This window comes from Pseudarthrobacter sp. CC4 (assembly GCF_048957775.1).
Taxonomy (GTDB): domain Bacteria; phylum Actinomycetota; class Actinomycetes; order Actinomycetales; family Micrococcaceae; genus Arthrobacter.
Genome location: NZ_JARCCZ010000040.1, coordinates 11,879 through 32,125, shown reverse-complemented (window position 1 = coordinate 32,125; position 20,247 = coordinate 11,879). Strand labels below are relative to the sequence as shown.

The window sequence follows — 20,247 nt, the reverse complement described above, 5'->3', positions numbered from 1 at the left end:
CGCACCCGTCCGCCTCGGCAATGAGCACGGCAAGAGCGGCATTCATGTCCGCAAACGCCTTCGCCCACCGCCGCTTTCCCCATACCAACATCATCGCGGGAGGGTACGACATTATTGGGCGTCCACTCCGAGACCCAAGCGTCCACCACCGGACTGCCCGGAAGGTTTTCTACCCTGCAATTTTCTACCCTGCCGGCAGCGGGTACTCCGGCGGACCGAATACCGCATCCTCCAGGAGCCAGACAGTGGACCCACTCCTGCCTGCCGGCATGATGCTGCCTTCGAAGACGAAGATCGGGTCCATGGAGCGGTCCTCGGGACGCCAGAAGCCATTAGAGGGGCAGTGGAAACCGGTTTTGGCCATCAACCCGAGGTCCTTGCCAGAATTTCTTCCCAAGGTGTTGATCTTTTTCACGGCGTGCTCCCAATTGATCCGTTCGGAATAAATCTGCCGTAATTAAACGGCCTTTCCTAAATTCTAGGATCAGGAGAGTTTCGTTACTAAGACGAATGATCAGTGCCCCAATAAGCGGAGGTTATGGACCTATCGCGCATATTTGCTGCTGAGTATTTCCTGGAGCATTTCCTTCAGTACCAGGAGGACCGCCGATGCTGCTTCCGAGAGCGGATCATGGTCAGGCGTGCAGAGTGCGATCTTGCACTGCAGTGCCGGATCCACAATCCGCAGGACGAGGAAGTCCTCTTCGTGGAACAAGGCGTCCGCCGCGGATTTGGGCATGATCGTGGCGCCAAGGTCGGCCCGCAGCAGCCGGGCAAGGGACGGAACGGATTCCACCTCGCCCACCAGTTTCAGCTCCAGGTCCTTGCTTCTCAGCCCCGCTTCCACGGCCTGGCGGAGGGTGTGGATCTGTTCGGGCAGGAAGAGTCCGTGGCGGGCCACCTCCGCAAGGGTGATCTCACCGTTCGCGTGGTTCACGCCTGCGCGGTTGGCGTTCACCACAAAGTGCAGGTCCTCCACGATCATGGTGGTGAACTGCACGCCGCGGATGGGGCCGGGTTCGTAGATGAGCGCCATGTCCAGCCGGCCGTTCTTGATCGCCTCGCTGAGGACCCCACCGTAAATCTCCGTGACGTGCAGGACGATATCGGGGTACCTGGCGGCCACTTCACTGATGATCCTAGGCGTCAGGCTGGACGCCATGCTATAGGGCGCGATGGCAATGGACACACGGCCGGACGGCGCCGCCCCGGACCTGGCTACGTCCTGGCGCGCCTGGTCTACCAGCCGCAGGATGGACTGGGCATGCCGGTAGAGCGTGTGCCCGGCCGCGGTGGGTTTGACCCCCTGTTTGCTCCGGATGAGCAGCCGCTGCTTGAGCTCCGTCTCCAGGGCCGACACCTGTTGGCTCAGGGCCGGCTGGGCCACGTGCAACGCTGCCGCGGCCTTGGTGATGCTCCCTGAATCCACTATCTGGACAAAGTACGCAAGCTTTCGCGTATCCATGCCGCCTTCTCTCTCTGCGGCGTCCTGGAGCCGGAAAGGTCATAACCGGAAGCTATGGAGGGATACGCAACAGGTCTTTGTGTGATGCACATCTCTGACACTAGGTTGAACCCAGAACGCTATTTCACTAGCAGTACATTCTACCCCCCCGGGCAGGCATGCAATTTCACGATGACGTCAGATGCATTCTGCATAAAAGCGTTGTTAACCGGAATAGGCGTTTTCTTTTACATTTCCGAAATATGGACTCCATAACTTCGGAGCATCCAGGAATCCTCCACCATGGCCCGGATTCTTCTTGAGAAAGAGACAGCAAATGCGAGCAACTATCAAAGGCAAAATGGCAGCCGTAGCGGCCCTCTCCGCAGCGGTCCTGGTTCTTTCAGGCTGCGGGGGCGGCAGCCAGGCAGCCAGCAGCGGCAGCGCCACCTCAGGCGAGGTGAACCTCATTGCCTACTCAGGCGTGTGGCAGGACCAGTACACCGCAGCGGTTATCGAACCGTTCAGGGCAAAGTACCCGGACATCAAGATCAACTACGCCTCCAAGCGGTCCTCCGCAGAGATGCTCAGCGCCCTGCAGGGCCAGAAGAACAACCCGGCGACCGACGTCGCCATCATGGACAATTCCGTCTCTACCACCGGCAACAAGCAGGGACTCTTCGAAAAGATTGATGCCGACGGCGTCCCGAACCTTGCGAACGTCGCCGAAAAGTTCCGGGACAAGGAAGGGTATGGCCCGGTGGCCATGCTCGACGCCGTAGGCCTGGTCTACGACACCGCCACGTTCCCGGAGGCACCCGAGAGTTGGAAGGTCCTCTGGGATCCGGCCTACGCGGGCAAGATCAACGTGAATGCCCCGCCCTCACTGCTGGGCCTGTCACTGACCGCCATCACATCCAAGATGGAGGGCGAGGACTACACCAAGAGCATTGACTCGGCGGTCACCCGCCTCAAGGAAATGGCGCCTGGTGTGCAGACCTTCGCGCCGAACCCGGACGAATACCAGAACGTCATCACGGGCCAGACCGTCCTGGGCCTCGGCCAGAACGCCCGCGGCCAGTTCTACAGCGACCAGAGCAACAAGAAGATGGGTGTCACCTTCCCCAAGGAAGGCACTGTCTATCAGATCAATACCGTCAACCTGGTCAAGGACGCCCCGCACTCTGCCGCTGCGAAGAAATTCATCGACTATGCACTCTCCGCTGAGGCGCAGACGGCGTTCGCCAAGGCACTCTTCTACGCCCCGTCCGTCACCAATGCGGAGCTCCCCGCAGAGGTGAAGGAGCGCGTCGTGCCCACCGATGGCTCCCTGAACATCGTGCCGCTCGACGTCGAATTCCTGTCCTCGGCCCGAGACAAGTGGACCGACACCTGGAAGCGCCAGATCATCACCAAGTAGCGCCTGTGCCCCTCCCCAACTTTCCCTTCAGGAGAACTGAAACCGTGACTGAACCAAAACTGTCGATCGTAGATCTGACCAAAAGATACGCAGCAGGTCTGGAGCCCGCCGTCGACCGCCTGAACATGGAAGTTGAGGAGGGGCACCTGGTGGCACTCCTCGGCCCGTCCGGCTGCGGCAAGACCACCACCCTCCGCATGGTCGCCGGCCTCATGGACCCCACAGCGGGCTCCATCGTGGTGGACGGCAAGGAAATCACCCACACTCCGGTGAACAAGCGGGGCATGGGCATGGTGTTCCAGTCCTACGCCCTGTTCCCACACATGAACGTTGAACAGAACGTTGCCTTCGGCCTGGAAATGCGGCAGGTCTCCAAAGCTGAGCAGAAGGCCCGTGTTGCAGCCGCCCTGGACATGGTCCAGCTCGGCCACCTCGGCAAGCGCCAGACCAAGGAGCTCTCCGGCGGCCAGCAGCAGCGCATCGCCCTGGCCCGTGCGCTGGTGGTGGAGCCCACGCTGCTCCTGCTGGATGAGCCCCTGTCCAACCTGGACGCCAAGCTCCGCGAAACCATGCGCACCGAAATCCGGTCCATCCAGCAGCGCACCCGGGCGACCACCCTCTTCGTCACCCACGACCAGGACGAAGCCCTGGACATGGCGGACCGGATCGCCGTGATGAACGGCGGCCTGATCGAACAGTTCGGGTCCCCCACCGAGGTGTACGAGCGGCCCCGCACCCATTTCGTGGCCAACTTCATCGGCCAGGCCAACTTCCTGACCGCCCGCGTCGGGGCCGAAGCAGGCCGTGCCAACCTGGCGGGGGAGAGCTTCTACAAGGTGGACGTCGAAGGCCTCGGCCAGTTCGGCGCCATCGGTACCACCGGACTCTCGGGCAGCACGCATGAGCTTGTCATCCGCCCGCACCGGCTCAGCGTATCGCTGAACCCCGGGGCCGCCCAGGCACCCATTGCAGGGACCATCGAGCGGGTCAGCTACACCGGCGACGCCCTGGCCGTGGCCGTCCGGGTGGGCGGCCAGCACCTGCAGGCACAAATGCTGACCAGCAGCGGAGACCTGCCCCGCGTTGGCGACGCCGCGTACCTGTCGTGGTCACCGGAAGACGCCTACCTCCTGCCGGCAAGAACGCAGCAGGAAAGGCTGGCGGCATGACACTCCTGGAAGCCCCGGCCGCTCCGGAGCGGCCCCGGGCCCGGGATGAGGGGCAGCTGGAAAAGGCCACCGAACGCCGCAACCGGCGCACCTACCTGGCCCTCCTCCTGCCGGGACTCCTGGGCCTCCTGGTCAGTTTCGTCTTCCCGCTGGCCTATATGGTCCGGATGTCCTTCAACCAAGGCTCCCCGGACGGCGTCATCGTTGAGACCTTCACCCTGGACACCTACATCCAGCCCCTGACCGACCCGTACTACTGGAAAGTCACGCTGGATACCTTCCAAATGGGCGTGACCGTGGGCATCCTGTGCGTCATCGTGTCTTACCCGGTGGCCCTCTTCCTGGCCCGCAGCACCAGCAAGTACCGCGGACTGCTGATCGCCATCGCCATCGCGCCGCTGCTTACCTCAGCCGTTGTCCGCACCTACGGGTGGATGGTCATCCTCGGCACCAACGGGCTGATCAACTCCTCCCTGGACGGGCTGGGCCTGATCGACACGCCCCTGAAGCTCACCAACAACATGACCGGCGTGACCATCGGCCTGGTGGAAATCTTCATGCCGTACGCCATCCTGGCCATGATCTCCGGCTTCGGCCGGCTCAGCCCCCAGCTTGAGGAAGCGGCCGGCTCCCTGGGCGCCAGCAAGTTCAAGGTGTTCACCAAGGTCACCCTCCCGCTGTGCCTCCCCGGGCTGCTGACTGCGTTCCTGCTGGTGTTCGTGCTCTCCATCAGCACCTTTATCACGCCCCGCCTCCTGGGCGGCGGCAGCGTGCAGGTCCTGGCCACGGAAATCTACGACCAGACCACCGGCCTCCTCAACTGGCCCTTCGCGGCCGCCCTGTCCGTCATCCTGCTGGTGCTGTTCGGCCTCATCATCGCCGTCTACCAGCGACTCACCAAGAAGATCGGAGGCTGACCGTGAGCAGTGCCAACGTAAGCAGCGCCAGGGTGTTCAAACCGCGATTCAACCCCGCTAAGCCGGCTTTCGGGCTGCTGGTGTTCCTGCTCTACCTCTTCCTGCTGGCGCCGTTGCTGATCGTGTTCGTGGTGTCCTTCGCATCCAACCAGTACCTGTCCTTTCCCCCGGAAGGGTTCACCCTGAAGTGGTACGAGATGCTGCCGCAGGAGAGCACGTTCATGGAGGGCATGAAGGTCAGCCTGATCGTGGCCGTCATCGTCACATTCATTGTCCTCGCGCTCGGCGTTCCCGCTGCGCTGGCACTGGACCGGTTCGAGTTCAAGGCCAAGGCGGCAGTCCAGTCGTTCTTCCTCTCGCCGCTGCTGATCCCGAGCATCGTCCTGGCCCTGGGCATGGTCCTGCTCTTCGGGCCGCTGGAACTGAACAATACGTACGCCGGCATCATCATCGGCCACGTAGCCATCACCATCCCGTTCGTCATCCGGACCACTCTGATGAGCCTGGCCACCACGGACACGTCCTGCGAGGCCGCGGCCCGCATCCTGGGTGCCGGCTCCTGGACTGTGTTCCGCCGGGTGACCCTGCCCATCATCCAGCCAGGCGTGATCGCTGGCGGCGTCATCGCCTTCATCGTCTCCTTCGACGAAGCAGTGATCTCGCTGTTTGTGGCCGAATCGGGCCTGCCCACCCTGCCCGTGCAGGTACTGAGGTACGTGGAAAACTCCGCGGATGCCGCCGTCGCTGCGCTGTCCGTGATCCTAATCCTGATCTCGCTCGCCGTAGTTGTCGTCGTCGAACGCGTGATGGGGCTCCGCAAGGCCCTGCGCTGACGCCCTTGGTGCCGTACCTCGAGACAGTCTAGCCCGGTCCGCCCCTGCGGGCCGGGCTGGACTCCGTCCGCAAGCGGCACGGGTCATAACCGGCACCTATCCCGTGACACCGATTACGTCTTTGTGTGATCAAAGTCCCGGTGCCAGACTTTTTCTACAAGCCCGGTGATCCGGGCAACTGGACCCCGGCCCAGCGGGCCGGTCCACCCGCTTCCACTTCCGCTTCCGGCAGCTGGCGCTGTGCCCCTGGCCAGCGCTGCGCCAACACACCCCAAGGAGGGCTCACATGGGACCCATGGTTGATCTCGTGGCAGATCTCGGAGAAGGCTTCGGCGCCTACTCGATGGGCGACGACGCGGCCCTGCTCGAAGTGGTATCCAGCGCGAACATCGCCTGCGGCTTCCACGCCGGGGACCCGGACATCATGAACGCCACCGTGGCCGAATGCGTCCGCCGCGGCGTCAGCATCGGGGCGCACCCCAGCTTCCCGGACCTTCGCGGCTTCGGCCGGCGCGCCATGGACCTGACGGCAAACGAAGTCCGCAACGACGTCCTCTACCAGTTCGGCGCACTCAGCGCCTTCGCCGCCTACCATGGCGCCGCCGTCGTCCATCTTGCCCCCCACGGCCGCCTCGGCAACCTCGTGGCCACCCGCCCTGACTACGCCGAAGCCGTGGCGGACGCCGCCGCCCGCCTCAACCCGGAACTCATTGTCCTGGCCCAGGACGGCGAACTCGCAGATGCGGCCGCGGCCCGCCGGCTCCCCGTGGGCATCGTGGGCATCGCGGACCGCGCCTACCAGGCGGACGGCACCCTGGTGCCGCGCACCCAGCCCGGAGCCGTCATCCACGATCCCTCCACCATCGTGAAGCGCACCGTCCGCATGGTCTGCGAAGGCGTCATCGAAACCGTCGCAGGGACGGACCTGCCCATTGTCGCGGACACCGTCCTGCTGCACGGGGACACCCCCGGCGCCGTGCAGCTGGCACGCCAGGTCCGCGCGGAACTGGAGCGTGCCGGCGTGGCGATCGCCCCGCTTACCCAGGTCCTGGCAGCCAAAGTGGAAGCCGCCTGACATGCCCGCCACTCCAACTCCAGCCCAGCCTCCGGTGGAGGTGTTCGAATCCGGGGACGCAGCCCTGCGCGTCGTCGCGTCATCCCAGGACCGGGAGGCCAACTGGGCCACCGTTCACGCCCTCGCCGGATGGCTGGACGCTGCCGGCGCCGACGGCGTCCACGGCGCAGTGCCCACCTACGATTCACTGCTCGTGGAATTCGATCCCGCCGTCACCTCCGCACGCCAGGTACGTGCCTTTGTCCTTTTGGGCCTGCGCCAGCTCGAATTCACCGGCGCCCCCGCCCGCGCACCCCGGGAGTTCACCGTCCCGGTGGTGTACGGCGGCGAGTACGGCCCCGACCTGGAGCGCGTTGCCGAGCAGCAGCAGCTCCCCGTCGTGGAAATCATCCGGCTGCACACCACCAAGTCCTACGTGATCCGCTGCCTGGGTGCCCCCGCCGGCTCGCCCATGATGGACGGACCGGATTTCCCGTTCCCGGTTCCCCGGCTGAAGGACCCCCGGCTGTCCGTGCCGGCAGGCGCCGTCTCCGTTGCCGGCCGGCAGGCAGTGATCGCTCCTGCCGCCGCGCCAGGCGGCTGGTGCGTCATCGGCCAGACCCCGCTGGCCGTCCTGGACGTGGCGGCAGAACCGCTGGTTCCCTACGTCCCGGGTGACACGCTCCGGTTCCACCAGATCCAGCCCGAAGAGTTCGCCTCCTACGCGGGCCGGAAACTGGAGGCAGCACGATGAGCCTGATCATCCAACAGCCCGGCAACTCCGTGGTCACGGACCTGGGGCGCTTCCGCGGACCCCGGTTCGGGCTTCCCGTCAACGGCGCACTGGACCAGTTCTCCGCCCGCGCAGCCAACATCCTCGCCGGCAACGCGGACAACGCCCCGCAGCTGGAGGTCACCGCACTGGACTTCCGGATGCGGGCCACCACGGACCTCCTCATCGCCGTCACCGGCGCTCCGCTCCACCTCACGGTGGGCGGGCGCGAGTGCCAGCAGTGGGAACCGGTGTCCGTGCGGGCAGGGGAGACGGTAGCGCTGCGAAGGATGACCGGAGGGTTGCGGGCTTACATCGCAGTCCACGGCTCCGTGCAAGCGCCGGTCCTGCTGGGCAGCTGCGCGCCGGATACCGTCGTCGGATTCGGCCTGCGGCTCGCCGAAGGCACACAACTGGAGACGTTCCGCAGCGTTCCGCCCATCCGCCAGCCGTATTTCGACCTCCCGCTGTTCCGGCTGGGATTGACCCGGCCGGAATTCAACAGCACCGCGGTGGTTGAGGTGACGGACGGCCCCGATGTGGAGGAATTCGGCAGCACCGCTGACCTGCTCTACACCACCGGGTACACCGTCAGCGCCCGGAGCAACCACATCGGCCTGCGGCTCGGCGGAGCACTTCCGGAACGCCAATCCACGGCCGAGGTGCTGTCCCGGGGCGTCCCCGTGGGAGCCATTGAAGTGCCTTCCAGGGAAGAACTCCTGGTGCTGCACCGGGGACGCGGAGTCACTGCCGGCTACCCCGTCCTGGCCGTGGTCACCAGCCGCTCCCTCGATGTCCTGGCCCAGGCAAGGCCCGGCCACAAAATCACGTTCCGAAAAACGACCGTTCCCGAAGCCACCGCGCAACACCGGGCAGCGCTGCGGGAACTGGAGAACCTCCGAGCCACTGTCAGCACAGTTTTCGCCCTCCTCGGCGTCGGCAACCAGCAGGGCTGGACACAGCTCGCGCCGGCGGCCGGAAGCTGAAGCCCCTCGCCTCAGCCCACAAGCATTGTTACCATCCCCTTAAGTAAGGAAAGCCATGTCCACCTCTACGCACGCGGCCCAGCCGCAGGAGCGGCTCAGCAGCAAGCAGACCCGCAAAGTTGTTACTGCCGGCTGCGTCGGCATCTTCGTGGAACTTTATGACAACGGCATCTTCGCCTTTATGGCGGGAACACTGGCCCTCGTCTTCCTGGCACCGGGCAACCCGGACAACGCCCTCCTGTTCGTCTTCGCCGGCTACGCAGTCTCCTTCTTCGTCCGTCCGCTTGGCGCCGTGGTCTGCGGCTACCTGGGCGACCGGATCGGGCGGCAAAAACTCCTGGTCTTTGTCATCCTGCTGATCAGCGTGGCCACGGCCGGCATCGGCCTGCTGCCGCCCTACGCGGCCATCGGCGTCGCGGCGCCCATCCTGCTGGTGCTGCTCCGCATGCTGCAGGGCTTCTCCGTGGGCGGTGAAGCTGCCGGCGCCATGACCTTCCTCGCCGAGCACGCCCCCGAAGGCAAGCGCGGCATCATCACCTCGTACGCCCAGATCGCCTCCTTCGCAGCACTCCTCACCGGCACCCTGGTTGCCTACTCCATGTCCCCGTGGCTCACGCAGGCAGCGATCGACGGCGGCGGGTTTGGCGCGTTCGCCTGGCGCATTCCGTTCCTGGTTGCCATCCCCATGGGCGTCATCGGCTGGTACATCCGCAAGGCCATCAGCGACACCCCCAACTTCGAAAAGCTCAAGGAAGAAGGCGGGCTGTCCAAGAACCCGCTCAAGGAAGCCTTCGCCTCCGCCGAACACCGCCGCGCCATGCTGCTGGCCCTGTTCATCCCGCTGATGAACGGCTCCGGCTACTACGTCCTGTTCTCCTACATGCCCACGTTCCTCAAGGGCAAGCAGCTCAACTTCACCATCGGCGAGGCCCTGCTGGTCACCGCCTGCAGCCTGGTGGTCATCTGCATCGCCATCCCGTTCATGGGCGCCCTCTCGGACCGCGTGGGCCGCAAGAAGGTCATCGCCGGTTCCGCAATCGCCATGGCCGTGTTGGGCATCCCGTCCTACGCCCTCATCGCCACCGGAGAAATGGCCCTCGCCATCCTGGGCGCCTGCATCATGGCAGTGGTCTTCGCCGGCCACACCGCAGTAATCCACATCCTGATCGTGGAACTGTTCCCCACCCGCGTCCGCTACTCGGCCTACGGCCTGGGCTACAACATCTCCTCCGCACTCTTCGGCGGCACCGCGCCGCTGCTGATGACCTGGCTGATCTCGTCCACCGGCAACATCTACATGCCTGCCTTCTACGCAGTGATCACCGCGCTGGGCACGCTCGCCGCCGTCAGCACGGTCAAGGACCGGGCGCACCAGCCGCTCCGCGACGCCTAGCTTTCCAACCCAAAAACTTCCACTACCCGGGCAGCCCCGCGCTGCACCTTCATAGGAGACTCCCGTGACTTTTTCCGACTACTCAACCGCCCTGGTGACCGGTGCCTCCACCGGCATGGGCGCCGCCATCGCCGAACGCCTGGCCAAACGCGGGCTTACCGTCCACGCCCTTGCCCGCAACGAGGACCGCCTGACGGAACTCGCGGACAAGACCGGCGCGGTGCCGCACGTTGTGGACCTGACGGACACCGCAGCGCTGGCTGCCGCCGTCGGACACCTCCAGGTGGATGTCCTGGTCAACTGCGCCGGCGTCTCCCGGCCAGGCAACATCCTGGACTCCAGCGAGGCCGACATCGACGAACTCGTGGACGTCAACCTCCGCGGGCTGCTCCAGCTGACCCGGCTGGTCCTGCCGGGCATGGTGGAGCGGGACCTGGGGCACGTCATCAACGTCAGCTCGATCGCCGGCACGTACAACTTCTACGGCCACACGGTGTACCACGCCACCAAAGCCGCGGTGCACCAGGTCTCCCGGCAGCTCCGTAACGACACCGTGGGCAAGCGCATCCGCGTCACCGAAATCTGCCCCGGCCGCGTGGAGACGGAGATCTTCGGCCGCAACATGGGCGGCACCCCGGAAGCGATGGAAGAGGCATGGAAGACCTACTACGAGGGCTACGAGTCCCTGACCACCGATGACATCGTCAACGCGATGGATTACGCCATCGAAACACCCCGCCACGTGAATGTTGGCATGCTGGAGCTTATGCCCACGTTCCAGGTCCCCGGCGGCCTCACCTTCGACAGGCGCTGACCGCCGCCCTGCCCCCAGTTCCACCGATTGATAGGTTTCCGATGCAAACAGTCCGCACAGTCAGCTTCCCCGACCAGCAGCTCCTCGACGATCTCTCACCCCTGCCCGACGGGCTGCGGGGAGTGGTCTGGGACCTGAAGGAGGATCCCGACGGCGGGACGCTGGCAGGGATCGACGGCGTCATCCTGCCGTACATCAACGCCGGCGCGGTGCTGGGGTCACTCGCCAAGGTCCCCGGGCTAAAGTACGTGCAGACGCAGTCCACGGGATACGACGGCGTCATTGAGGCGGCCGGCCCGGACGCAGGCGTTGCGAATGCCTCCGGAGTCCACGCGGCGGCGACGGCGGAACTTGCCATCGGCCTGATCCTTGCCAAGCTGCGGGGCATCGACGATGCAGTCCGGGACCAGCAGCACGGCCTCTGGCGGCCGGAGCGGCGCCAGTCCCTGGCGGACCGGCGGGTGCTGCTCCTGGGCGTGGGCGGGATCGGGCACGAGATCGCCCGCCGCCTGGAGCCCTTCGAGGTCACCGTCACGCGGGTGGGGAGTTCGGCCCGCACAGACGAATATGGTGACGTGCACGCGTCCTCGGAACTGGCCGCGCTCGCGGCCTCGCACGACATCCTGGTGTCGGTGCTGCCGCTGAACGGACACACCCAGCAGCTGGTCGGCGAAGAAGTCCTGGCCGCACTCCCGGACGGCGCCCTGGTGGTGAACGTGGGCCGAGGCGCCGTGGTGGACACCGCTGCGCTGACCAAGGAAGTACTGTCCGGCCGCCTGCAGTGCGCCATCGACGTCGTCGATCCCGAGCCGCTGCCGCAGGACCACCCGCTGTGGTCCACCACCAACGCCCTGATCACGCCCCACGTGGGCGGCAACGCGTCGGCGTTCCAGCCGCGGATCCTGAAGCTCCTGAAGAAGCAGCTCGAGGCGCTGGCCGCAGGCCGGAAGCCGGCCAACCTGGTGCAGGCAGGTCCGTTCGCATGAGCCCGCTTTTTGACCTGACCGGCCGCGTTGCCCTGGTGACCGGGTCCAGCCGGGGGATCGGCAACGCGCTGGCCCGGGCACTGGCCGACGCCGGCGCAACAGTCGTGCTGAACGGCCTCAACGGGGAACGGCTCAAGGACGCCGCTGCCGCCATGGCCGCCGACTACGCGCCGGGCCGCATCCACAGTGTCGCCTTTGACGTGACGAGCGACGCCGAGGCGGCGCGGGGGATCGCGTGGGTGGAAGAGCACGTGGGGCCGCTGGAGATCCTGGTGAACAACGCGGGGATCCAGCACCGGGTGCCCATGCTGGACCTGGACGTGAAGGACTGGGAACGCGTAATTTCCACGGACCTGACCAGCGCCTTCCTGGTTGGGAGGGAAGCGGCGCGCTTCATGATCCCGCGCGGCCGCGGCAAGATCATCAACATCTGCTCGGTGCAGACGGACCTCGCCCGCCCCACCATCGCGCCATACATCGCGGCGAAGGGCGGGCTGCGGAACCTCACCCGTGCCATGACAGCCGAGTGGGCGGCGTCCGGGTTGCAGATCAACGGCATCGCGCCGGGCTACATCCACACCGAGATGACCCAGAACCTGGTGGACGATGAGCAGTTCAACTCTTGGATCCTGGGCCGCACCCCGGCCAACAGGTGGGGAACGGTGCAGGATCTTGCCGGTCCTGCCGTGTGGCTGGCCTCTAGCGGGTCAGATTTCGTCAACGGCCAGACCATCTTTATCGACGGCGGAATGACGGTGGTGGTCTGATGTCACTGGATACAGCCCTCCCTGTTTCCGGACCGGCAGTGGTGGCGCATGCCGCCAACGACCTTCGGATCGACGAGCTCATCCTTGCCGCGCCCGCCCCGGACGAGGCCGTCATCGACGTGCATTACGGCGGCATCTGCGGCTCGGACCTGCACTACTGGCTGCACGGCGCCGCGGGCGAGTCCATCCTGAAGGCGCCCCTGGTGCTCGGCCACGAGATTTCCGGGACGGTGGTCCGGGCCGCGGCTGACGGAACCGGGCCGGTTGCAGGCACCGCGGTGGCGGTCCACCCGGCCACGCCCGGCCCCGGTGCCGCGCGGTACCCGGCGGACCGGCCCAACCTCTCGCCGGGCTGCACCTACCTGGGCAGCGCCGCACGCTTTCCGCACAAGGATGGCGCCTTCAGCCGCTATGTGAACCTGCCCACGCGGATGCTCCGGACGCTGCCGGACAGCATCGACCTGCGCACCGCAGCACTGATTGAGCCCGCCTCCGTGGCCTGGCACGCCGTGACGCGGGCCGGCGACGTGGCCGGAAAGTCGGCGCTCGTGATCGGCAGCGGCCCCATCGGAGCACTCGCCGTCGCGGTCCTGAAACGGGCCGGCGCGAGCCGCATCACCGCCGTCGACGTGCATGAGAAGCCGCTGGAAATCGCCAAGGCCGTGGGAGCTGACCACGTGATCACCGCCGGCGATGCCGAGTCGATCGCCGCCGTGGAAGCCGACGTCGTGATTGAATCCTCCGGCAATCACCACGGCCTGGCCTCCGCCATCCAGGGTGCAACCCGTGGCGGCACCGTGGTGATGGTGGGGCTGCTGCCCGCCGGGCCGCAGCCGGTGCTGATTTCGCTGGCAATTACCCGGGAGCTGGAGTTGAAGGGCTCGTTCCGGTTCAACGACGAGATCGACGACGTCATCGCCGCCCTCGCGGACGGCTCGCTCCACATCGAGCCGGTCATCACCCACGAATACCCTGTGGAGGAGGCGCTGGACGCCTTTGGCGTTGCCCGCAATTCGGCTGAATCCGGGAAAGTGCTGTTGAGCTTCGGCGCAGGGAGCGCGTCATGAGCCCGCTTCCGCCGCTGGTGGTGATGGGCGTTTCGGGGTGCGGAAAGTCGACCATGGGTTCCCTGTTGGGGGAGCGGCTGGGCGTGCCGTTCTTCGACGGCGATGACTTCCACCCGCCCGCCAACAAGGCCAAGATGGCCGGTGGCGTTCCCCTGAACGACGATGACAGGGCGCCCTGGCTGGCCGAAATCGGTGCCGCACTGGCCAGCCCGGCCGGGGGAGCGGACTCCTGCATCATCGCCTGCTCGGCGCTGAAACGAAGCTACCGTGACCTGCTGCGGAGCTTCGCCCCCGGCGTGGTGTTCATCCACCTCTCCGGGGACGCGGCCATAATCTCGGACCGGCTGAGCACCCGGAAGCACGAGTACATGCCCGGCAGCCTGCTCGCTTCCCAACTGGCCACACTGGAACCGCTGGAAGCCGATGAAGCCCACGTCCTGGTGGACATCCATGCGGACCCGGCATCGTTGGTGTCGGACGTTGTGCGGGAACTGGAGGCCAAGGATCTCCCTTCTGAATTCTCGTCCAGGGCAGCTCTCCGCCCGGCGGCAGGTCAGGGACGGGCATGCAAAAACTTGTCTATTGCCTCTTCCGCTCGAGACTGCCCGATGTAAGCAAGGTCCGGAGGGCAACAAGGTGGGCCACCGCGCACAGCCTGCAGTTGAGCCGGGTTCCCTGGCCACCAGGGTGGTTCCCAGTCGTGATGTTCGGCTTTGTAGTGGCGGCCGGTGGGTGAGGTCCATCCGGGTGGCTGGGTTTTGGTGCCAGGGGTGGGTTTCCAGCGGCTGTTGTGTTTGAGGCGGTGGTGTTTGGGGCAGAGTTGGGCCAGGTTGCTGATTCCGGTGGTTCCGCCGTGGTGCCAGGCCTTTAGGTGGTCTGCCTCGTTGTCCGAAGTCCGGTTGTTGCAGCCGGGGAAGGTGCATTTTCCGTCGCGGAGGCGGAGTGCTTGTTTCATGGCTTTGGTGAGGCGGTAGCTGGTGCGGCCGATTTCCAGTGGTGCACCGTCGCGCGGGTCCACCAGGACGCGGTGGAACGAGGCGGCGCCGTCAGCGACGAGTTTGCGGGCCATGGAAGCGGGGATGGGCCCGTAGCCGTCCAGCATTGCGGGTTCGTCGGTGAGACCGAGGAGTGAGAACACAGGGACGGTGACCAGGACGTCCGCCTTGGGCACCGGGACCTTGCCCAGGCGCGCAGCGTCCCCTTCTGCCGGGGCCGCGTTTGCGTGCGCAGCGTCCTCGTGTGCTGTGTCCCTGGTGTTGCGCGTGTCCGATGTGCTGAGAAGCAGGGCTGCGGCGGTGTCGGGGCGGAGTTGGGTGAGGGTGCGGGATTCGTTGGGGCCCTGGAGTCCGCGGGCGAGGGCGGTGGTGCGGTTCCAGATGGCGGATGCGGTGTCACCGGGGAGGTACAGCGAGAGCCAGGCCATGCCGTCGCGGTCCGGGGAATATTCCATCCGCCGGTCCGTTGCTGCCTTGGCGTGGCGCTTTTCGAGGGATTCGGGGTGGTGGCGTTCGCGCCAGGCCCGCACCTTTGCCCGGAACCGGGAGGGCACGAGGTCACCGGGTGCGGCTCCGCGGGCCGGGTGGGGCGCGTCCGCGTCCAGGAAATGGGCGGCCATGGCGGCGGCGCCCGCGGGGCCGAGGCCATGGGTTTCGTCGGCGAGGATTTTGGCGTGCTGCCAGGAGATGGTCCCGGCGGACAGGGCGTCCAGGGCCAGCGGGAGGGAGCGCAGCTGCCGGGCCTGGGTGATGAGTGCCCCGGCGGCCGGGGAGCTTACGGTCAGGACGCCGGCGATTTCCTCGATAATGGACATTTCCTGGAAGGACCTGTCCTGCAGGGAGGCGTTCGGCGGGATCATGGCGTGCTGGAGTTCGAGGATCTCCGCCGCGTCCCGGGCCTTGGCCGCGGCCAGCTGTGCCTCCAGCCGCGCTACAACCGCCAGGCGCTCCAGCCGGTTATCGATCTTCCGCTGCAGGACATCCACAACAGGGTCCGGGCCGGCGGGAGCAGCAGGACCAACATCCAGCCGGGCTTCCTCGAGGAACAGGGCGTCAAGGGCGCCAACAGAGGCATGAATACCCTCCATCACCACTGCAGCCCCCGCCTTAGTCCCCGCGCCGTTTCCCATACCCATATCCTCGCGGGAGGGTCTGACATTTCTGCGCGTGCGTTGGCAAGCAGGCGCCAACGTGGGCGGCCGCTCCCAGAACAGCTAGCGCCGGGAACCGGCGTTGGCCAGCGGGATGACTTCCAGCCGCGCCGCCGGGCCCAGAATTACCAGGACGTGCCGGGACGCGACGCCTTCCAGCGCCGCAGCGATCCGCGGAATGACGTCGCCGGCCGGAGTCGAAGTTTCCGCCGCAGCAGGCGCACCCGCAGCGATGCCACCCGCCGCGGTACCAGCCCAGCCGGTACCAGCCCCGGTACCAGCCCCGCCGGAAGCCGGGCCTGACGCCGGAAGGCCAGAGCCGCCGTCGTCCGCCCGCAGCCATAAGGTGACCCTGGCGCCGCCGGTGGCTTCAGCGATGCCCGCTACCAAAGCCTCCGCGTCCGCCTGGGGCGCAGTGACAACCGTGACTGCGTCGACAATGCGTTTCCTGGCGGGCCGCGCGGCGGCGAGGAGGGCACGGTCGTGCCGCCACAGCGCGAAGTGATAACCCGCTACCAGGCCGGCGGCCACCAGGAGCCCGAACGGTGCACGAATGCGGTCAAGGAGGCCGCCGCCGGTGACGTCCCCGAGCAGGAATTCGAAGAGCCGGTAGCCGATCACCAGGAGCGTGATGAGTGCAACCACCGCGCTGACTCCAAAGAATGCGATGAGGTAGACGCGGCGTCCGGGCGGAATGTCCTCGGCAGCCCGCGGCTGCTTCAGTGGCTTCCACGCCAGCCACCAGACAGGCCCGCCCACCACGAGGGAACTGAGACCGCCAAGCAGCAGGGTCCGCGTGGCCCCTCCCGCCAGCGGCGACACTGCCGCAGCCAGCAGCGCGTTGACCACAACGCCCACCCCGGACGCGGCGGCAGCGAGGGCCACGGCCGACGTGACCAGCAGGCTTGCCCGCATGGTGCCGGGGGAACGGCGGATCGAGGCCGTGCGGTGATACCGCCACACCAGCGCCCCCACGAGCGCCGCGGCAATGGCCGGGGCCAATGGCTCAAGCAGTTCGTTCATGGGATTGTTCCGGTCGAACGCCAGGCGCAGGAGCACAAACAGGACCACGCCCGCGCCGCCAAGGGCCGTGATGCCGGCAGCAAAGATCCCGACGGCGATCATGATGACGTCAACGAGGCCCGTCTGGAAGCGGCGCCCGCCCTCCCTGAACCAGTGCCACCACCACACGATGGCTCCGCCGGCCGCCCACACCAGCGAACGGAGCACGGAGTACCACCAGGGTTCAACGGTGACGGTCTGCGGGAAGCCGCGGATTGCGACGTCCAGGAGCCCGCCGAGGGCTGCGATCCCGGCGCCGGCACCGAGCAGCAGGCCAAACACGGACCCGACGACGGCACGCACGTCCTCGAGGTGCACCGTGGGTTTCTTCGGGTGTTTCCACATCCAGCGGTGCCAGGCCCAGATGGCCGCCCAAACAATGGTGTTGGCCAGCGTGGGCGCCCAGTCGTTGCCCCGCTGTCCGATGAATGACGTGGCCAGCCCCAGGAAGGAGGTGGTGAAGATGATGAGCGAGACGCCGTAGATGGCGGTGATGTAGAGGCCCCACCCGGCTGAGGTGCGTTCCGCCTCGTCGTCGAGCCGCCGCCAGACAAACCACCACAGAAGCAGGGCGAGCGGGCCGCCAATCAGGGTGAATGCCAGCGACCGGGCCAGCCCGGCCACGTCCGTGGAGGCCAGGACTGCCCCCGATGTGAACAGGCGTTCCAGCAGTCCGCTGAGGCCGGACGCCGCGATCAGCACCAAGGCAAAGAGCAGGGCGTACTGGATCAGGCGGCGCAGGGTGGTCTGGGCGTGTCCCGCCGTCGGGGCCGTCAGCTGCGCGGGGGAAGTCATGGCTTCACCGGCGTTCCCGAGCAGGCCATCAGCATGTAGGGGGCCTGGCTGATCTTCCAGTTCCCGTCCTCCTTGACCAGGGTGAAGATGTCCTCCATCTCGTACTCTGAGGGGCCGAAGGGGCCGTCCTGGTACGAGTTGACCATGGAGACCTTCACGGTGGCGGACTGGTCCCGCTCCGTCGTCGACACCAGGACAACCCGCGCGGGGCGGGGCTCGCCGGAGAAGGAGCCTCGGCAAACCGTCCGGGCAGAATCGGTGAGGTAGGTCTCTGCGGTGGCGATATCGCCGTCGATCACCGCCGTGCTGTACCGCTGGACAACGCCGGCCGGGCTGGCTTCATCCAGCGGCGCGGGGTCTCCACGGGAAAACACCACGGCAAGGGCCACCACCACCAGCACGCCGATGATGCCAAGCAGCACGAGGATGATCCGGTCCGGTTTTCGCGCTGCATCGGTCATGGCGCCAGTATGCCGTTTTTGGGCTGGTTCCGCTGGTGTCTTTAGGCCCGACTCTTCCTGTTCACTTTTCCGCAACCGTGGGGTCCTCAGGTGTTATTGCGCGCCAACAATCCTTGTCACGCACACACTGCCCCATCCCAACAGCCGGGCAGTGAATCCCCGCAGCTGTATCAAGGAGAACTCCGTGTTCGTGAAAAGCGCCGTCACCGCCCTCGTTGCCCTGGCTTCCCTGACAGGGACCGCCGCAGCCCCCGCGGCCATTGCCCAGTCTTCCAGCCCTTCACCGGTCCTGGGTCAGCCGCTGGCCGCCGCCCATGCCCACAATGACTATGAGCATGACAGGCCGCTGTTCGATGCGCTGGAGCACGGCTTCACCAGTGTTGAAGCCGACGTCTGGCTGGTGGACGGCGAACTGCTGGTGGCGCACGACCTCGAGGATGTGAAGGCCGGCGTCACGCTTGAAAGCCTCTACCTTGACCCGCTGGAAGACCTGGTCCGCGGCCAGGAGGGCCACAGCGTGTACCCGGGGTGGGACGGCAGCCTGCAGCTCCTCATCGACATCAAGAGCGAAGGCGAAGCCACCTACGCCGCCGTCGAACAGGAGCTCGCCGAGCACCGCGACATCATGAGCCGCTACAGCCAGGGCAAAACCAAGACCGGCCCGGTTACCGCAGTGATCAGCGGAAACCGTCCCCTGGCCACCATGCAGGCGCAGGACCAGAGGTTCGGATTCTATGACGGCCGCGCCGCCGACCTCACCTCCGGCATGCCGGCCGAGCTCATGCCCCTGGTCAGCAACAACTGGACCAAGCTCTTCACCTGGCAGGGCGTGGGACCCATGCCGGAGGCCGAACGCGCCAAGCTGCACGCCTACGTTGCCGAAGCCCACTCCAACGGCTACCGCGTCCGCTTCTGGGCCACCCCGGACCAGGCCGGCCCGGCCCGGGACGCCATGTGGAACGAGCTTGTCGACGCCGGAGTGGACCACATCAACACGGACGACCTCGCGGGGCTGCAGCAGTTCCTGACGGCCCGCACGCAGTAACCACCCCGAGCCAGCAGACAGGAAACACCGTGGCTATGAAGACCCTTGCTACAACCGCGACGACGGCGGCCCTCCTTGCGCTCGGCCTCCTTGCCTCCCAGCCGGCATACGCCGCCGACAACACTCCCAAAGATGCGGACGGGCAGGACGCCTTCAGCTTCGGCGTCATCGGCGACATTCCCTACGGCGAACAGGAAATCGCGAAATTCCCTGCCCGCATCCAGGACCTCAACGCGGACCGCAGCCTTGATTTCGTGGCCCACGTCGGTGACATCAAGAACGGATCGTCCGTCTGCTCGGACGGGTATTTTGCCTTCATCCGGGAACAGTTCGACACGTTCGAGCTCCCGCTGGTGTTCACCCCGGGCGACAACGAGTGGGTGGACTGCCACCGCGCCAACAACGGCGCCTACAACCCGCTCGAACGGCTGGCCAAGCTGAGGGAAGTGTTCTTCAACGAACCCGGCAAGACCCTCGGTGCCACCATGCCGGTCAAATCCCAGGAGGCCCGCGGTCTTCCGGAGAATGTCCGCTTCACCGAGAACCGGGTTGCCTTTTCGGTGGTGAACGTCCAGGGCAGCAACAACTCGCTCCAGCCGTGGAGCGGCCTCGGCGAAACCGCAGTGACGCCCGAACAGCAGGCCGAAGTGGAGTACCGCACCGAGGCTGTCCTGGACCAGATCCGTGCCACCTTCAGTGACGCCGCCCGGCGCAACGACAGGGCAGTGGTGCTGATGGCCCAGGCCGACATGTTCGACCCCTCGCTGCTCGCTGCCGCGTCCGCCAACCCGGCGGTCGTCTCCGGCTTCCGCGAGATCGTGGACGCCATCGTTGAGGAAACCAACCGGTTCGACGCCCCGGTTTACCTCATCAACGGCGACAGCCACGTGTTCGCCGAGAACCAGCCGCTGGCGCCGGGCTCGCCGTGGCTGGACATCTACGGCCAGGAGGCAGCGGCTGACGATCTTCAGCGCATCACTGTGGACGGCTCTGCCAATGCCACCAACTATGTCCGGTTCACCGCGTCAGGGAACAGCGCGGGCGGCCCGGTCCTGTCATGGGAAAAGGTGCCCTTCACCCGGTAGCCCCACGCCTTCCAAACGGACGACGGCGGGA

20 protein-coding genes are annotated in these 20,247 nt (G+C 66.2%); 15 read left to right on the top strand and 5 right to left on the bottom strand.

The genetic code is table 11. From position 1 onward, the window contains the following. Window positions 1-184: 184 nt before the first annotated feature. Both PV768_RS20390 and PV768_RS20385 read right to left on the bottom strand, forming a co-directional pair. Window positions 185-397, bottom strand: a complete 213-nt coding sequence (locus tag PV768_RS20390; RefSeq protein WP_421094043.1) for a hypothetical protein — start codon at window positions 395-397, stop codon at window positions 185-187. Between the two features lie 147 nt (window positions 398-544). Continuing rightward, window positions 545-1,465, bottom strand: a complete 921-nt coding sequence (locus PV768_RS20385) for a LysR substrate-binding domain-containing protein (RefSeq protein ID WP_421094042.1) — start codon at window positions 1,463-1,465, stop codon at window positions 545-547. A gap of 340 nt (window positions 1,466-1,805) precedes the next feature. On the opposite strand from PV768_RS20385, the gene PV768_RS20380 reads away from it, so the two are divergent. From PV768_RS20380 to PV768_RS20320, 13 genes are all read left to right on the top strand, one after another. After that, window positions 1,806-2,864, top strand: a complete 1,059-nt coding sequence (locus PV768_RS20380; RefSeq protein ID WP_421094041.1) for an ABC transporter substrate-binding protein — start codon at window positions 1,806-1,808, stop codon at window positions 2,862-2,864. 44 nt (window positions 2,865-2,908) lie between these two features. After that, window positions 2,909-4,033, top strand: coding sequence for an ABC transporter ATP-binding protein (locus PV768_RS20375; protein WP_421094040.1), 1,125 nt, complete (start codon window positions 2,909-2,911; stop codon window positions 4,031-4,033). Beyond that, entirely contained in the window at window positions 4,030-4,950 is a 921-nt protein-coding gene (locus PV768_RS20370; RefSeq protein WP_421094039.1) for an ABC transporter permease, read from the top strand. Before PV768_RS20375 ends, PV768_RS20370 begins: the two co-directional genes overlap by 4 nt. Before the next feature lie 2 nt (window positions 4,951-4,952). Then, window positions 4,953-5,783 carry an ABC transporter permease gene (locus PV768_RS20365; RefSeq protein ID WP_421094038.1) on the top strand — a complete coding sequence of 277 codons (831 nt, stop codon included), beginning with the start codon at window positions 4,953-4,955 and terminating at the stop codon, window positions 5,781-5,783. Window positions 5,784-6,069: 286 nt separating this feature from the next. Further along, window positions 6,070-6,858: a LamB/YcsF family protein gene (locus PV768_RS20360; RefSeq protein WP_421094037.1), complete on the top strand. Its 789-nt coding sequence runs from the start codon at window positions 6,070-6,072 to the stop codon at window positions 6,856-6,858. A 1-nt stretch (window position 6,859) separates the two neighbouring features. Next, window positions 6,860-7,591: a 5-oxoprolinase subunit B family protein gene (locus tag PV768_RS20355; protein WP_421094036.1), complete on the top strand. Its 732-nt coding sequence runs from the start codon at window positions 6,860-6,862 to the stop codon at window positions 7,589-7,591. Next, a complete protein-coding gene (locus PV768_RS20350; protein WP_421094035.1) occupies window positions 7,588-8,595 on the top strand; it encodes a biotin-dependent carboxyltransferase family protein in 1,008 nt (335 codons plus the stop codon). The genes PV768_RS20355 and PV768_RS20350 overlap by 4 nt, the downstream gene beginning before the upstream one ends. A gap of 55 nt (window positions 8,596-8,650) precedes the next feature. After that, window positions 8,651-9,988: an MFS transporter gene (locus PV768_RS20345; RefSeq protein ID WP_421094034.1), complete on the top strand. Its 1,338-nt coding sequence runs from the start codon at window positions 8,651-8,653 to the stop codon at window positions 9,986-9,988. A 64-nt stretch (window positions 9,989-10,052) separates the two neighbouring features. After that, a complete protein-coding gene (locus PV768_RS20340) occupies window positions 10,053-10,802 on the top strand; it encodes an SDR family oxidoreductase (protein ID WP_421094033.1) in 750 nt (249 codons plus the stop codon). A gap of 41 nt (window positions 10,803-10,843) precedes the next feature. Then, a complete protein-coding gene (locus tag PV768_RS20335) occupies window positions 10,844-11,788 on the top strand; it encodes a 2-hydroxyacid dehydrogenase (protein ID WP_421094032.1) in 945 nt (314 codons plus the stop codon). Continuing rightward, window positions 11,785-12,555, top strand: coding sequence for an SDR family oxidoreductase (locus tag PV768_RS20330; RefSeq protein ID WP_421094031.1), 771 nt, complete (start codon window positions 11,785-11,787; stop codon window positions 12,553-12,555). Before PV768_RS20335 ends, PV768_RS20330 begins: the two co-directional genes overlap by 4 nt. After that, window positions 12,555-13,622 (top strand): L-idonate 5-dehydrogenase, encoded by a 1,068-nt coding sequence (locus tag PV768_RS20325; protein ID WP_421094030.1) that lies wholly within the window; start codon window positions 12,555-12,557, stop codon window positions 13,620-13,622. The genes PV768_RS20330 and PV768_RS20325 overlap by 1 nt, the downstream gene beginning before the upstream one ends. Then, window positions 13,619-14,236, top strand: a complete 618-nt coding sequence (locus PV768_RS20320) for a gluconokinase (RefSeq protein ID WP_421094029.1) — start codon at window positions 13,619-13,621, stop codon at window positions 14,234-14,236. Before PV768_RS20325 ends, PV768_RS20320 begins: the two co-directional genes overlap by 4 nt. On the opposite strand, the gene PV768_RS20315 is transcribed toward PV768_RS20320, so the two are convergent. The 3 genes from PV768_RS20315 to PV768_RS20305 form a co-directional block, all read right to left on the bottom strand. After that, a complete protein-coding gene (locus PV768_RS20315) occupies window positions 14,176-15,747 on the bottom strand; it encodes a DUF222 domain-containing protein (RefSeq protein WP_421094028.1) in 1,572 nt (523 codons plus the stop codon). The genes PV768_RS20320 and PV768_RS20315 overlap by 61 nt on opposite strands. A gap of 84 nt (window positions 15,748-15,831) precedes the next feature. Beyond that, complete coding sequence (locus PV768_RS20310) at window positions 15,832-17,625, bottom strand: DUF5671 domain-containing protein (RefSeq protein WP_421094027.1); 1,794 nt, start codon at window positions 17,623-17,625, stop codon at window positions 15,832-15,834. Beyond that, on the bottom strand, window positions 17,622-18,086 hold the full coding sequence (locus PV768_RS20305) for a hypothetical protein (RefSeq protein WP_157240947.1): 465 nt from the start codon (window positions 18,084-18,086) through the stop codon (window positions 17,622-17,624). The genes PV768_RS20310 and PV768_RS20305 overlap by 4 nt, the downstream gene beginning before the upstream one ends. 184 nt (window positions 18,087-18,270) lie before the next feature. Here PV768_RS20305 and PV768_RS20300 point away from each other — a divergent pair, with 184 nt between their 5' ends. Both PV768_RS20300 and PV768_RS20295 read left to right on the top strand, forming a co-directional pair. Continuing rightward, window positions 18,271-19,131: a phosphatidylinositol-specific phospholipase C/glycerophosphodiester phosphodiesterase family protein gene (locus tag PV768_RS20300; RefSeq protein WP_323058038.1), complete on the top strand. Its 861-nt coding sequence runs from the start codon at window positions 18,271-18,273 to the stop codon at window positions 19,129-19,131. Between the two features lie 35 nt (window positions 19,132-19,166). After that, window positions 19,167-20,216 (top strand): metallophosphoesterase, encoded by a 1,050-nt coding sequence (locus tag PV768_RS20295; RefSeq protein ID WP_421094044.1) that lies wholly within the window; start codon window positions 19,167-19,169, stop codon window positions 20,214-20,216. Window positions 20,217-20,247 lie beyond the last annotated feature (31 nt).